General features: G+C 43.5%; 13 protein-coding genes. 11 read left to right on the top strand and 2 right to left on the bottom strand.

Annotated elements, in window-relative coordinates; genetic code table 11:
- Nucleotides 1–2: 2 nt before the first annotated feature.
- The 10 genes from bshA to R8G66_28085 all read left to right on the top strand — a co-directional run bounded on the left by bshA (nt 3) and on the right by R8G66_28085 (nt 12,711).
- A complete protein-coding gene (gene bshA, locus R8G66_28130; GenBank protein MDW3196274.1) occupies nt 3–1,148 on the top strand; it encodes an N-acetyl-alpha-D-glucosaminyl L-malate synthase BshA in 1,146 nt (381 codons plus the stop codon).
- Nucleotides 1,149–1,195: 47 nt separating this feature from the next.
- Nucleotides 1,196–1,810 carry a sterol desaturase family protein gene (locus R8G66_28125; protein ID MDW3196273.1) on the top strand — a complete coding sequence of 205 codons (615 nt, stop codon included), beginning with the start codon at nt 1,196–1,198 and terminating at the stop codon, nt 1,808–1,810.
- A gap of 401 nt (nt 1,811–2,211) precedes the next feature.
- On the top strand, nt 2,212–3,309 hold the full coding sequence (locus R8G66_28120; protein ID MDW3196272.1) for a VWA domain-containing protein: 1,098 nt from the start codon (nt 2,212–2,214) through the stop codon (nt 3,307–3,309).
- Nucleotides 3,310–3,322: 13 nt separating this feature from the next.
- A complete protein-coding gene (locus R8G66_28115) occupies nt 3,323–4,837 on the top strand; it encodes a magnesium chelatase (GenBank protein MDW3196271.1) in 1,515 nt (504 codons plus the stop codon).
- Nucleotides 4,838–4,965: 128 nt separating this feature from the next.
- Nucleotides 4,966–5,610 (top strand): ATP-binding protein, encoded by a 645-nt coding sequence (locus tag R8G66_28110; GenBank protein ID MDW3196270.1) that lies wholly within the window; start codon nt 4,966–4,968, stop codon nt 5,608–5,610.
- Nucleotides 5,611–5,809: 199 nt separating this feature from the next.
- Nucleotides 5,810–7,150 carry a PhoH family protein gene (locus R8G66_28105; GenBank protein ID MDW3196269.1) on the top strand — a complete coding sequence of 447 codons (1,341 nt, stop codon included), beginning with the start codon at nt 5,810–5,812 and terminating at the stop codon, nt 7,148–7,150.
- A 147-nt stretch (nt 7,151–7,297) separates the two neighbouring features.
- On the top strand, nt 7,298–7,801 hold the full coding sequence (locus R8G66_28100; GenBank protein ID MDW3196268.1) for a GNAT family protein: 504 nt from the start codon (nt 7,298–7,300) through the stop codon (nt 7,799–7,801).
- Between the two features lie 30 nt (nt 7,802–7,831).
- Entirely contained in the window at nt 7,832–8,557 is a 726-nt protein-coding gene (locus R8G66_28095) for a hypothetical protein (protein ID MDW3196267.1), read from the top strand.
- Nucleotides 8,558–8,666: 109 nt separating this feature from the next.
- On the top strand, nt 8,667–11,654 hold the full coding sequence (locus tag R8G66_28090) for a hypothetical protein (protein ID MDW3196266.1): 2,988 nt from the start codon (nt 8,667–8,669) through the stop codon (nt 11,652–11,654).
- A gap of 871 nt (nt 11,655–12,525) precedes the next feature.
- On the top strand, nt 12,526–12,711 hold the full coding sequence (locus R8G66_28085) for a hypothetical protein (protein ID MDW3196265.1): 186 nt from the start codon (nt 12,526–12,528) through the stop codon (nt 12,709–12,711).
- On the opposite strand, the gene recR is transcribed toward R8G66_28085, so the two are convergent.
- A complete protein-coding gene (recR, locus tag R8G66_28080; protein MDW3196264.1) occupies nt 12,708–13,319 on the bottom strand; it encodes a recombination mediator RecR in 612 nt (203 codons plus the stop codon). The two genes, R8G66_28085 and recR, sit on opposite strands and share 4 nt — an antisense overlap.
- Before the next feature lie 6 nt (nt 13,320–13,325).
- Nucleotides 13,326–13,607 carry an ATP-dependent Clp protease adaptor ClpS gene (locus R8G66_28075; protein MDW3196263.1) on the bottom strand — a complete coding sequence of 94 codons (282 nt, stop codon included), beginning with the start codon at nt 13,605–13,607 and terminating at the stop codon, nt 13,326–13,328.
- A 62-nt stretch (nt 13,608–13,669) separates the two neighbouring features.
- Between R8G66_28075 and R8G66_28070 the strand changes: the two genes are divergently transcribed.
- A complete protein-coding gene (locus R8G66_28070; protein ID MDW3196262.1) occupies nt 13,670–15,106 on the top strand; it encodes a sodium:solute symporter in 1,437 nt (478 codons plus the stop codon).
- Nucleotides 15,107–15,118 lie beyond the last annotated feature (12 nt).

The raw sequence follows: 15,118 nt of genomic DNA, 5'->3' as shown, positions 1-15,118 counted from the left end.
TTATGAAAATCGGCATAGTTTGTTATCCAACCTACGGTGGAAGTGGTGTCGTTGCTACTGAGCTTGGAAAGTCCTTGGCCAAAGAGGGTCATCAGGTGCATTTCATTACTTATTCACAGCCTACACGCCTGGATTTTTTCAATGAGAACTTGTTTTACCACGAGGTTTCAACGAAAAATTATCCCCTGTTTGAGTATGCACCTTATGAACTAGCATTGGCCAGCAAAATGGTAGAAGTAGTTCAGTATGAAAAACTGGATGTACTTCATGTACATTATGCCATTCCACATGCTTCTGCTGCATTCATGGCTAAGCAGATCCTGAAAACAAAAGGGATAGAGATTCCGGTGATCACGACCTTGCACGGGACTGACATTACGCTCGTAGGCAAGGACAAGACTTACGAGCCGGTTGTTACTTTTTCGATCAACGCTTCAGATGCCGTTACGGCAGTGTCCGAGGACTTAAAAAAAGATACCTACGAACATTTTGAAGTAACGAATGATATTCAGGTCATCCCTAATTTTATTGACTTGAGTCGTTTCAAGAAGCAGAAAAAAGATCATTTCAAAACAGCCATTTGCCCCAATGGTGAAAAATTGCTGGTGCATACCTCGAATTTTCGTAAAGTAAAGCGAGTAGAGGATGTGATTGCAGTTTTTGGAAAAGTCAGAAGTGTAGTGCCGGCCAAGCTTTTGTTGGTTGGTGATGGGCCTGAACGTTCTAGTATGGAGGAGCTCTGCAGAGAGCTTGGTCATTGTGAAGACATCCGATTTTTAGGGAAACTGGAAGCTGTAGAAGAAGTGCTTTCTGTAAGTGATCTCTTCATTATGCCTTCAGAGAAAGAAAGTTTTGGTTTGGCTGCATTGGAAGCCATGTCATGTGAAGTGCCGATCATCTCGTCGAATGCGGGAGGATTACCCGAACTGAACATCAATGGACAATCTGGCTTTGTGAGTGAAATCGGTGATACCGAGGACATGGCCAAAAATGCCATCCATATCCTGGACGATAGAAACTTACAGAAGTTCAAGGAAGGAGCACTTGCTCGTGCTAAAGATTTCGAAGTGGATAAAATTCTTCCACTCTATGAAACTCTTTACGAAAAAACTCAATTAAGAACTCAAGTATCCGTTAGTAGTATTTAATTTCGCGGTTAAACTAGCTTAGAACCGCTTTTCATTCGAACTTAAGTATGGAACCTAAAGCAAAACCTTCTAACACGGGAAGCAAAAAGTTATTCCAAAATCCTGTTTTGGAAATATTGACCAGAACTCATATTTCCATCACAATCGTCATATTTACGGTCTTGCCAGCTGCCATTATCTATTATGGCTTGCATGCAGGATATACCAATTCAAGTAACATTGTGTGGTTATTCTTGATCGGTCTGGTTTCCTTCACACTCGTGGAGTATGTCATGCATCGATTCTTATTCCATATCAGTCCTACTACGCCAGGCAGAGAAAAGTTTGCAAGGCTTGTTCATGGAGCACACCACGAGTTCCCAAAAGATAAAGACAGGATTTCTATGCCTCCACTGCCAATGATCTTATTGATTGGCTTCTTCTTCGGCGTATTCCGTTTAATGCTGGGCACCTATGTGTATGGATTTATTCCTGGTTTTTTCGTAGGCTATTTGTTGTATACGTCTATTCATTACGCGATCCATGCGTATCAACCACCTAAGAATTTCTTGAAAGTTCTTTGGGTGCATCACGGAATTCATCACTACAAGGATCCTGAAAACGCATTTGGTGTTTCTTCTCCTTTCTGGGATTTCCTGTTCAGGACATTACCCAAAAAGTAAGTAATTACCAGGGCTTTTTCTCTTCCTGCATAGTCGGGGTTTTCGTCTCTTTTGTCTTCCGTACCTCTGGAGCTTTCGGCTCTATGGTTCGTCTGTAAAGGAAGTCTCTTAACGCATAGTACGAGCCAGAGACGAGTGTAGCAAAAATGGGTCTTCGGCCAGGCATATTCCAAAAATAATTAAACCCGAATTATTCAATAAAATATTTGAGAGGATCGAATCAAATATCCGTTGAATAAGGAGGTGAAAGTTCTTAGCACAAGAATTTATATCAAGGTCAGGTTAAAGATAATCTTATTGTTGGGTTAGTGCCTTTGCTGAACTAATTTACCCATGATGGGTTTGTCTATTGAAGGACCCTGAGTTAAAAAAAGTTTTAGCAATACAATCAAGGTAAAAGCATGATTGGTTATCGATTTACGGAATTTATTCCCGAGAAGAGTAAGGAGCAGTCTACCTTCGATAATTTATTAAATATTTTTCTGCAGTTGATGGTCATCACTTCTGGTGATGTGAGTGAAGCCCTGAGTTGGCTGACGAACCTCGACAAGCAATACAATATTTCAAACAGTGAATATGGCATTGGTGATTTCATCGATGATTTGAAGTCAAAAGGATATGTTACCGATGATAACGAAAAAGGATCTTTCAAGATCACTGCCAAAAGCGAACAGGAAATCCGAAAGAGCGCTCTCGAAGAGATTTTTGGAAAGTTAAAGAAGTCTGGACGTGGCAATCACCGATCCGATCTCGCAGGTAGAGGCGATGAACTGTCCACGGATTTCAGAGAATTCCAATTTGGGGATTCTCCAGAACAGATTGAATTGACGGAGAGCATTAAAAACGCCCAGATCAATCATGGGTTTGGCAACTTTATGTTGACAGAGAATGATCTGGAGATACGGGAACGTGAATTCAAAACACAGACATCCACGGTGCTGATGATCGACATCAGCCACTCCATGATCCTTTACGGAGAGGATAGAATCACACCTGCGAAGAAAGTGGCCATGGCCTTAGCGGAACTGGTGAAGAAAAAGTATCCTAAAGACACCCTGGATGTAATTGTCTTTGGCAATGATGCCTGGCAGATTGAGATCAAGGACCTGCCATACTTGCAAGTAGGGCCTTATCATACCAATACGGTTGCTGGATTGGAATTGGCCATGGATTTGCTTCGCCGAAGAAAAAACAAGAACAAACAGATCTTTATGATCACCGATGGTAAGCCCACTTGCCTTAAACAGGGGATCAAATATTACAAAAATAGCTTTGGGCTAGACCCTAAGATCCTGAACAAGACGTTGAATCTGGCGGCACAATGCCGACGATTGAAGATTCCAATCACTACGTTCATGATCGCGTCTGACCCTTATTTGAAGGAGTTTGTCCAGGAGTTTACGCAAGTAAACAACGGCAATGCCTACTATAGCAGCCTCAAAGGGCTGGGTGATCTCATATTTGAAGATTACCGCAGAAACAGAAGAAAGAACTTATAATCCTAAGAGAAATATGCAATATCAGCAGATCCCAGCTGAACAGTTGAAGGAGATCACTACGCTCGGTGCATTGAAAGCCACCGGATATGAACCACAATCCATCAAAGAGGAATTAAGGAACAACCTTATCAAAAACCTTAAATCAGGAGTGAATGTCTTTGAAGGGATTTGGGGATATGAGGATACCGTAATTCCGGACATTGAGCGAGCCATTTTGGCCAAACACAACATCAATTTCCTTGGATTGAGAGGTCAGGCCAAGACGCGAATTGCCAGGACCTTGACAAAATTGCTAGACATCTACATTCCGATTGTTGCAGCTTCGGATTTGAATGATGATCCTTTTCAACCCTTGTCCAGGTATGCTATCGACCTGATTGCCGAAAAAGGAGATGAAACGCCAATCGCCTGGGTACATCAAGACGAAAGATATACCGAAAAACTAGCGACACCCGACGTGACAATTGCAGACCTCATTGGTGATGTGGATCCGATCAAAGCAGCGAGCTTAAAGTTGCCTTATTCGGATGAACGCGTGATCCATTACGGGTTGATCCCAAGATCACATCGGGCAATATTTGTGATCAATGAGCTTCCTGACCTTCAAGCAAGGATTCAGGTGGCATTGTTCAATATCCTTCAGGAAGGCGATATCCAGATTCGTGGGTTCAAGTTGAGATTGCCATTGGATGTTCAATTTGTATTCACAGCCAACCCAGAAGACTATACCAACCGCGGAAGCATTGTAACACCTTTGAAAGATCGGATTGATAGCCAGATCATCACGCATTACCCTAAATCGATTGAGATCGGAAGAAGGATTACCGAGCAGGAAGCCAATCTTGAGCCTGAGCAGAAAGAATCGGTTGACGTATTCGAGTTGTCGAAGGACCTGATTGAGCAAATCGCTTTTGAAGCCCGAGACAGTGAATATGTAGATGCCAAGAGTGGCGTATCAGCCCGTTTGACGATCTCTGCCTACGAAAACCTGATCAGTGGGGCGGAAAGAAGGAGTCTTGTACATGGCGAAAGCAAAGTTTTTGTGCGTGTTTCTGACCTACTTAATGTGGCACCGGCGATTACTGGAAAAGTGGAGTTGGTATACGAAGGTGAACAAGAAGGACCCGGAATTGTGGCGAACAATCTGATTGGCAAAGCCATTCGAACCCAATTTGTGGACTATTTCCCGGATCCTGAGGAAATCAGAAAGCAGAAACTGAAGAATCCGTACGAAGAGATCACCAACTGGTTCGGCAAGGGCAACATGGTGGACTTGCTGTTTGAATACAGTCAGAAAGAATACGAAAAGGAACTAAATGCCGTACCTGGTCTTGGAGCATTGGTGGATCGCTATATCCAAAGTAAGCATGAGGCTTTCCGATATTTCATGATGGAGTTTGCTTTATACGGATTAGCCGAATACAGTCAGTTGAGCAAGCATACCCTCGAAAAAGGCATGCAATTCAAGGATCTGCTGAGCAGCATGTTCACCATGCCCGATCCTGATGATGACGAGGATTTCGTTTAACCGCCTTGGCGGTTGCCCTGATAAAATTCTTAGTGAAGGTATTTTCGTCAGGGTGAGATTGATCCAGGGCACGATCAAAACCAAGTGCCCGTTTTAGATTTGTTGCGTCATCGGTTTACCGGATTGTTATGGAGTTGGGCGAACTCAAAAGACTTGTATGGGGAGGGGAGTCTCAGACGGTTGAATTCAAAAGGAAGATCAATCACCCGGAGAAAGTGATTCGTGAGGTAGTAGCTTTTGCCAATTCTGACGGAGGACATCTTTTGGTGGGTGTGGACGATAATGGCAATATTCCGGGTTTGAAGTTTCCAGATGAAGAAGAATTCGTCATGACCAAAGCCATTGAAGAGCTTTGCCGGCCCAAGGTCGAATTTACGTTGGAGAGGATTCAGTTGAAAGATGGTCGAAGTGTGCTTCATTATGAGATTCCTCCGAGTGCTATCAAACCACATTTCGCTTTTCTGGAAAAACGTCATCGATTTGGCAAAGCCTTTGTTCGAGTAGAGGATCGTTCGGTTCAGGCAAGTCGTGAGGTTCGGCAACTACTTAAACAGGAAAGTAAGAACTCCGAAACCAGTTTTGAATATGGGATTCATGAAAAGGCCTTACTCAACTATCTGGGAAATCATGATCACATCACTTTACCAGAGTTTTGTGAGGTCACCAAGCTCACCACCAAACAGGCGTCGGATGTGGTGATTCGGTTGGCCATGAATCATGTCATTCGGATCATTCCTCGTGAGCAGGAAGATTGGTATGTTTTCGCTGAATAATTCGTCCTACACATAGGAACAATTCGACTAAAAAGTCATAATATTGATAAACCACATGACCCTACCTTGTCACGGGTATGATGTGACAAATTTTGTGTCAATTTTTAACCTGTCGAATCAACCTGTCGATGGAGTTTGGAAAGACGTAATTTTTAAGTTGGCAAGGCAGGGTTAGTCAATAACTTACACTAAAGTCTATATGCCGCGAGCCCGAAAAGAGAAGAAAATCTTTGTATTAGATACTTCCGTCATCCTTTACTCCCATGACTCCATTCTCAACTTTGCTGAACATGATATCGGAATTCCGATCACAGTACTGGAAGAGCTAGATCAGTTTAAAAAGGGAAACGATACCAAGAATTTTGAGGCACGGGAATTTACAAGGCTTTTAGACAAGTTGGCGGAAGGCCAAATGCTTCAGGATTGGATTCCATTGAATGGGAAGACAAAAGGGAAGTTCAAAGTATTGATGGAGTCCAATAGTTCGGTTGATGCCAGGAAAGTATTCAATGACGCTAAAAATGACCATCGGATCTTAAATGCCGCACTGGCACTAAAAGATGAATTGGGGACCAAGCGACAAGTCATTCTCGTTTCTAAAGACATCAATCTGCGCTTGAAAGCCAAATCCCTGGACTTGCAGGCAGAGGACTATGAAACGGGCAAGATCAAAAATGTCAGTACCCTGCACACGGGCAAGACGGAGATCACAGACATAGAGAGTGAGCACATCGATCAGCTATTCAAAGAAAATAGCATTGATAAGAAGAAGATCTTCGGACGTAAAAAAGGGATTGCCAACGAGTTTTATATCCTCAGAAGTGATAAGAACTCCGTTTTGGCTAAATACAATGCAACCGAGAAAACAGTCGATAAAGTAGATAAGGTTTCTGTTTATGGCATCAAGCCTAAGAATGCAGAACAGACTTTTGCCATCGATGCCATGTTGAATCCTGAGGTCCGGTTAGTTAGCATCAATGGGGTGGCAGGAACAGGGAAAACCTTGATTGCCCTGGCTTCGGCTTTGGAGCAACGACGAAATTTCAAACAGATCTACCTGGCACGGCCGATCGTTCCATTAAGCAATAAAGACATAGGTTACTTGCCTGGTGACATCAAGTCCAAGCTTAATCCTTACATGGAGCCGCTTTGGGATAACCTGAAGTTCATTCAAAATCAATTTCCGGATAGTGACAAAGAGCATAAGCGGATCACGGACATGGTTAATCAGGAGAAGCTGGTGATCACGCCATTGGCGTACATCCGTGGACGTAGTTTGTCCAATATTTTCTTCATTGTGGATGAGGCACAGAACCTTACGCCTCATGAGATTAAAACGATCATTACCCGAGCAGGAGAAAACACCAAGATCATATTTACTGGAGATATTTATCAGATCGATACACCGTATCTGGATTCACAATCCAATGGGTTGTCTTATTTGATTGATCGGATTCAGGATCAGCCTATTTTCGCACACGTGACACTGGAGAAAGGGGAGCGATCAGATCTGGCTAATCTGGCCAATGAATTGCTTTAAGAATAGGGGTCTTGTCAGATTGAGCCTGTCGAAATCAACAAGAGCCGTGCTCTTGCTTACAAGGTGTGACTTAACACGGGATCTGCCCGACAAGCATGATGTTTCGAAGAATCAATAATTATTTCTCTCTCCAATTTTTTTATTGCAATGGTTGAAGTCCATTTAAGAAGATTAAGGCGGGCTGATACCTCTGAACTGGCCAAGTTGGCCAACAACCGGAATGTTTGGGATAATGTAAGGGATTATTTCCCCCATCCTTATTCAGAAAAGGATGCAGAATTCTTTATCAGCAGTAAGGTCTCAGAAGATCCGCAGATCACCTTTGCCATAGAATTTGAGGGAAGGTTTGCTGGAATAGTGGGGCTCGAACCACAACAGGATGTGTATGCACATACTTGCGAGATCGGCTATTGGATTGGTGAAGCATATTGGGGTAAAGGCATTGCCACACAGGCCGTTAATCTAGCAACAACCTATGCTTTTGAAACCTTAGGGCTCCTTAAGGTATATGCAGGCGTTTTTGAATTCAACAAAGGATCTATGAGGGTATTGGAAAAAGCAGGCTATCTCCAGGAAGCGATCCTCAAATCATCAGTGCAGAAGAATAACATGATCGTGGATGAAGTACGGTATTGTATCTTCAGGAAGTAGTAAATTTAACTACGCAATAAAACAACGTAGGTGAAGGAGCATATCCAAAAGTCATTACAGCTAATTTGTATCGCACTTTTGCTGGCAAACTGTGCCGATGACAATGACTTGAAATGTCTTCCATCCGAGGACGAATTCAGTTACTTTACTAAAGTTTACTTCACAGGAAACAACATTGATTCATTAGATCGATGGAATGACGCGAAGGTCTGCGAGCGTTATGAATTGCCAATTCCCAGAACCCCCCTGGATGTCTATGAAGTGACATTTACTGAGTCAACAGACTGTCCTTGTATTTTCATCAATGATGTTCAGCCAGCGTACTGCGAGATTGAATATGAAGTAATACCAGGCACCTATAACCTTGACAATCACAAATGGGATATCTTGTATGTGTTTGAGGGAGATATCATCTATCACCCTCCTTGTGGGTACATGGATTTTCCAGCGGCATATAGATCTGTGGGCCAGCTTAATACAGAAGGTGATTTTGTAATTGCTGGCACCATTGGCGGAAATAGCTATGTGAATTTTTTCAGTGACCTGAATAGAGACAGTCAAACCATGGAATATGTGGGTTGGGGTGGATTCCAGGCCGAAGGGCAAGCAAATGGTGCGGCTTATACGCGCAATATAGGAGCCGTGTTCTGGGTGGGCGATCGCATTTCTCATTATTACTTTGACAATAACCTGATGTATCTGATCAATGCAGATTCGACAGGTGGAATAGTTTTTCAAGTTCAGGAGGTACTGTGATAAATATTCATAGTGATCTTCAGCAAGGCTAAGGGTACATTTAGAGCGACTATTTTCCTTTAAAAGCATTCCTGGCCGGGTTTTGGTGATTATTCACTAACATAGACCCATGATTCGCATTTCGACCTACCTAACTGCGTTCCTGTTGACAGGAATTGTTATCGCTCAAGACTTTTCTATATTCCAATACCGATCCGTCGGTCCTCTGAGAGGTGGACGCGTTACCGCTGTGGGTGGTACCGTCGCTGAGCCAGGCACATTCTATCAAGGGGCTACAGGTGGTGGTGTCTGGAAGACCACAGATTATGGCCTTTCCTGGAAGAATGTCTCGGACGGATTTTTTGCTACCCCTTCCATTGGTGACATTGCGGTGGATCAGAAAGACCCGAATATCGTTTATGTCGGCACTGGTTCCGATGGTCTGCGAAGCAATGTGATCACGGGTAAAGGCATGTACAAATCTGTGGATGCAGGCGAGTCCTGGGAATTCATTGGATTGAAAAACACGGGGCATATTGGAGCCGTGGAGATACATCCTTCAGATAACAATACCGTATTTGTAGCGGCGATAGGAAATGCGTTTGCTCCGAATCCTGAAAGAGGTGTTTTTCGAACAAAAGACGGTGGAAAAACCTGGGAAAAAGTGCTTTTCATTTCAGATAGAGTAGGTTTCTCCGATATTGAATTCTTGCCTGGAAATCCGAATGTGATCTTTGCTACAGCCTGGAAAGCGGAACGTAAACCCTGGACCATCATCAGTGGCGGTACACAACAAGAAGGTGGGATTTATAAATCGCTGGATGGCGGAGATACCTGGGAAAAGATCACCAAAGGTCTACCTGAAGGCCTGGTCGGCAAGATTGATCTGGGTGTAAGTGCAGCCGACTCCAAAATATTGTATGCCTTGGTGGAGGCACCTGGCGAGGAAGGTGGAATGTACAAGTCTGAAAATCAAGGCAAATCATTCAAGCAAGTTTCTAATGATCGAGGCATCAGGACACGTCCTTTCTACTATACAAATGTAGAAGTCGACCCCAAAAACCCGGATGTGCTTTATGTCATGGCAACGGGCTATTTCAAGTCTACAGATGGTGGCAAAGAATGGAAGCGCATGCGACCGCCACACGGAGATAACCACGACATGTGGATCAATCCAGAAAATCCTGACCTATTCATTCAGGCCAATGACGGTGGAGCTAATGTTACCTTTAACGGAGGCGAAACCTGGACTACTCAGTTCAATCAGCCTACGGCAGAACTCTATCAAGTCGAGGTAGACGATCAATATCCTTACTGGTTATATGGAGGCCAGCAAGATAATTCTACCACGGTTGCGGTTCCTAGCCGTGCTCCAGGAGCCATACAAGCACCTGAAACCGGATGGATCATCAATACAGGCGGCTGCGAGACTGGGCCCGCAGTTCCTAAGCCTGGAAATCACAACATTGTTTATGCGAACTGTAAAGGGCGCTTTGATGTGTTTGATAAGCGAACAGGGACGGAAAGAAATTATGATGTGGGTGCTGCCAACATGTATGGCCAGAACCCCAATGAATTGAAATACAGATTTCAACGAGTATCACCCATTCATGTGTCTCCGCACAATCCGGATGTGGTGTACCATACCTCTCAGTTTGTGCACAAAACCACCGATGATGGCAAAACCTGGGAGACCATTTCTCCGGATTTGACGGCTTTTGATCCTGACAAGCAAGTGATTTCAGGGTCACCAATCACCAGAGATATCACGGGTGAGGAATTTTACAGTACCATCTATGCGATCCGTGAGTCTCCGGTTCAGGAAGGTGTGATTTGGGTCGGAGCCAATGACGGCCCGGTCCATGTGACCAGAGACGGTGGTGATAACTGGCAAAAAGTTACTCCGAAGCGTTTGCCAGAAGGCGGTCGTGTTGATGCTGTGGAGCCTTCTCCACATCGAGCAGAAAAAGCTTACATCGCCGTATTGCGCTATCAACTTGGTGACTGGAAGCCATACATCTGGAAAACCGCAGATTATGGTAAATCATGGACGTTGCTTACCAATGGTACGAATGGTATTCCTGCGGATTACCCAACTCGTGTAGTGCGTGAGGATCCGGATAGAGAGGGGGTGCTTTATGCCGGAACTGAATTCGGGATGTTCATTTCTATGGATGATGGAGCTAACTGGAAGCCGTTCCAACAAAATTTACCTGTCACTCCGATCACGGATATCAAAGTTTTCCGAAAGGACCTGGCCATTTCAACCATGGGACGTGGTTTTTATGTGCTGGACAACCTAAGTAGCCTTCACGATAGCAACTATGAAACGGTAGCTGCTTCAGCTTATTTGTTTAAGCCAAGAGATACTTATCGCTATAAGTTCCCGAAAATGCGAACAGGGGCTTATCCTCGTCCGGCTGTTAATCTTGATTACTATCTGCCGGATAGTCTGACCACTCCATTGAGGTTAGATATCATTAATGAGGCAAACGAGGTAATTAAGACCATTGTCAGTGGGAAGTCGCTGGATAAAGAAGAAGTGGAAAATATGCGTTTGAGTGAGGTCATCTACGTTTCTGAGGAGAAATTGGCAACAGGAGCGGGTTTCCACCGATTCAATTGGGACATGACCAACGCGGGCCCTTGGCACAATAATGCCAACCGAAGATATCGATCGGGACCAAGAGCCAAGCCAGGTAATTATAAGGTAAAGCTTACCGTAGGAGATACGGAATTAGAACAGTCTTTTATCCTGTCTGCTGATCCCCGATCTGCAGAAGCAGGCATTTCAGAATCGGATATTGCGGCGCATGAGTCCTTTGCCCTTCAAATAGCTGCTTTATTGGGTGATGCTCGTCGTGCAAGTCAGGAGGTATCTAAAAGAATGAAATCCAATGATCTGGATGGAGATAAAAAGGCGCGCCTAAAGGAAATCAAGGAGATACTGGAAACTGCCAAAGGCACTTACATGAAGCCAAAACTGATCGATCAGATCAGCTATCTCTATGGCACGGTCTCAGGAAGTGCTGATTTCATGCCCGGAAAGGATGCCTATGATCGCTATAAAGAGCTATTGAATCAATACAATGATGTCAAAGATGCGTTAGATGATTAATCAATAGTCATTCGTAAAACTGATAAAATCGATCTCCAGATCGTTTCATTAATTAATCCGTAAGTAGGTCAACTTTATAACTGATTAACTTAAGGGCTTTGGATCATTGTGGGTATGTACCTGAGCAAGCAGTTTTTAAATTGATCCGTGATAGGTGCTGTTAGACGTATTTTTCGTGAAACAGGACTTTTGTAGATCTTCGAAAATGCGTAGAATGTTTGTTGGTATAACTGAGGGGCCGGTTTTTGGTTTGACAGACTGACTGACCACAAAATAAAAAACCCTGAAGCACGAAGCTTCAGGGCATACAACCAGCATAGACAAATTCTGCGTGCGCAGAAATCTTCGTGCAATTTACATGCTAAACGTCATTTTAGCATCATGCAATAACTTAATAATTTTTAACAGCACATTGCGCTACTGTTAAATAACTTTTAAAAAAGGCATAACAAAACGGTGATTCAAACACCAGCAACTCAGCATCTTAACTCTGAGTTGGAATTTCTTCGCTGCTCTACCAGCAACCTTATGATACAAAGGTGGGGTAGGTTCATTTTACAAAACTGCCATTAAGCTTAACAGAACTGCCAATTCAATTTTTGGCAGAAATCGTAATATATTTAGATGACATTGTATTATTTAAAGAAATATGAGTTTCTGTGAGCTGTTTAGCTGATTTCACTTTCACATTTCGAGGATGAGGCAGGATTATAAAGTCCTGATCCAGGATTATTTCCGCTGGAATTGTAAAAAATCGCTCTTCTACCAACACAATAATTTGGAAATAAGATCAACTTATTTTGGAGATCTGTTTACTATGGAAACAGTCATTTCTTACTGAGATTTTAAGAACTACCCGTATTTTAGCTACATGAACCCACAACAAAGGAAGCAATTGGGGATATTTCTGGGAATCATCCTGATGATTCTCACCTCATGGCATATCTGGACCACCTTTGGTACCGGTAAAACCAATTGGTATTTTCTGGTAATGTTGTGTGGTATGGGCTTGATGTTGTTCTACACCATTTTTTCAAGACCCAAAAAGCGAGATTAGCTAGAAAACAAGGTTCTGGAGGCGATACTTCGGCCCAAAGTCAACTCATCCGCATATTCCAATTCTCCACCGACAGGGATTCCCCGTGCAATGGTAGTCACCTTAATATCTGTCAGCTCGTTGAGTTTTTTGGTGATGTAAAAAGCAGTCGTATCGCCTTCCATGGTACTGCTCAATGCAAGGATCACTTCTTTCACATCATCGTCACCACTGGTAATGCGTCTGATCAGTGATTCGATCCGGATCTCTTCAGGACCAATCCCGTCCATCGGAGAAATACGACCTCCAAGGACATGGAACATGCCATTGTACTGTCCCGTGTTTTTTACTGCCATCACATCAGGTGTATCTTCCACCACACAAATGACCGAACGATCGGTGGCGACGTTGTTGCAGGTGCAATCGGTCGTATCGGCGATGATATGACAAGTGCTGCAATACTTGATATTTTCCCGAAGATCTGTCAATGCGGTGCTGAGAGAGCTGGTAAATCCTTCGTCTTGTTTCAGGAGGTGCAGGGCCAATCGAAGCGCAGTTTTCCTGCCAATGCCAGGTAATTTGGCAATTTCTTCTACTGCTTTTTCTACGACTTTGGACGGGTAGTCCATAAACGATTATACAATAGCCGCTTTAATGCCTGCATCGGAAATTGCTTCTCGCTTAGGCTTCAATTCTTCGTAGGTTCCACGCTTCACAGCACACTTGCCTTTAAAATGAATAAGGTAGGTGCACTGTTCGGCCTGCTGTGGATCGTGCTTGCATACTTTAATCAATGTCTCAATGACATGCTCGAATGTATTGAAATCATCATTGTACACGATGAGATCTCGCTGTTTCTCATCGTCAACAACTTCCTTGATCTCTATCTCTTCCTCAACATCAAATTCAAATCGCATTGTACCGTGATTTCCTGCAAAGTTACTTGAACTAATTATTTTAGAGCCAAATACCGGAAAGTATGACTCCATTTTTAGTTGCACTGGTCGTTGGTGGCTACTTTTTAGTCCTGATTCTTATCTCTTGGTGGACTTCAAGATCAGCAACTTCCGAAACATTTTACACTGCCAATCGATCTTCTCCCTGGTACCTTGTGGCCTTTGGGATGATTGGGGCCACTTTGTCGGGAGTCACTTTTATCTCCGTTCCTGGTGAAGTAGGCAATTCCAATTTCCACTATTTCCAGATGGTATTGGGGTATATCCTGGGCTATTCTGTCATTGCCCTGGTGCTGTTGCCGCTGTATTATAAACACAATCTGGTTTCCATCTATCAATATTTACTGACCCGATTTGGAGAGCGAGCACACAAAACCGGTGCCTTTTTCTTTTTGATTAGCCGGGTCATCGGAGCGTCGTTTAGATTATTCCTGGTGGCTGGTGTATTGCAAATCGCCTTTTTCGATGCATTTGGTTTACCCTTCTGGGTGGCAGTAGCGTCAGCCATTTTATTGATCTGGGTCTATACCTGGAAAGGTGGTATCAAAACCATCGTTTGGACAGATACACTACAGACCTTTTTCATGCTTTTTTCGGTTGGGTTCAGTATTTATCTGATCAAAAGTGAAATGGGCTTTTCTTTCGGGGATCTTATTTCTTCCATTCAGTCCGATCCGCGAAGCACTGCCTTTGACTGGCGATGGAAGCCGGGCACCAATTTCTTCAAGCAATTCATTTCCGGGGCATTTATTGCCATTGTCATGACAGGACTGGACCAGGACATGATGCAGAAAAACCTTACTTGTCGCTCGCTGAAGGATGCTCAAAAAAATGTATTCTGGTTCACAGGAGTTTTGGTGATTGTCAAAGTACTGTTTCTGGTTTTGGGTGTAATGCTGTATCAGTATGCTGATTTTCAAAGCATCCCATTGCCTGACCGAACGGATAATTTATTTCCAGTGATCGCCATTCAACATTTTCCGCTGGCTGGGGCAATTTTATTCCTATTAGGTATTACTGCAGCCGCTTATTCTAGCGCAGATTCTGCCTTAACTGCCTTAACCACTTCCTTCTGCGTTGACTTTCTGGGATTTGAACCCAAAAATTTCGGCGAGCAGCAAAAGACTCGAATTGCTGTTCATTTCGGCTTTTCCGTATTACTGTTTTTGGTGGTGATCGTTTTTAATGCAATCAATGATCGAAGTGTGATCAGTGCCGTGTTTACAGTTGCTGGATATACTTACGGCCCGCTCCTGGGATTATTCTCGTTTGGCATTTTCACGAAAACACAAGTCCGCGATGGAATGATCCCATTAGTATGTGTGCTGTCACCATTGCTTTCCTATGTTTTGCAGAGCAATTCAGCCAATTGGTTTGGTGGTTATACCATCGGATTTGAAATCTTGCTGTTCAATGGATTGTTCACTTTTATTGGGCTTTGGCTGCTGCGAAAACGTTGACGTTACACCTCC

Source organism: Cytophagales bacterium (assembly GCA_033344775.1).
GTDB lineage: Bacteria > Bacteroidota > Bacteroidia > Cytophagales > Cyclobacteriaceae > JAWPMT01.
The sequence above is the reverse complement of the archived record's forward strand: the minus strand, read 5'-3'. Positions and strand labels throughout refer to the sequence as shown.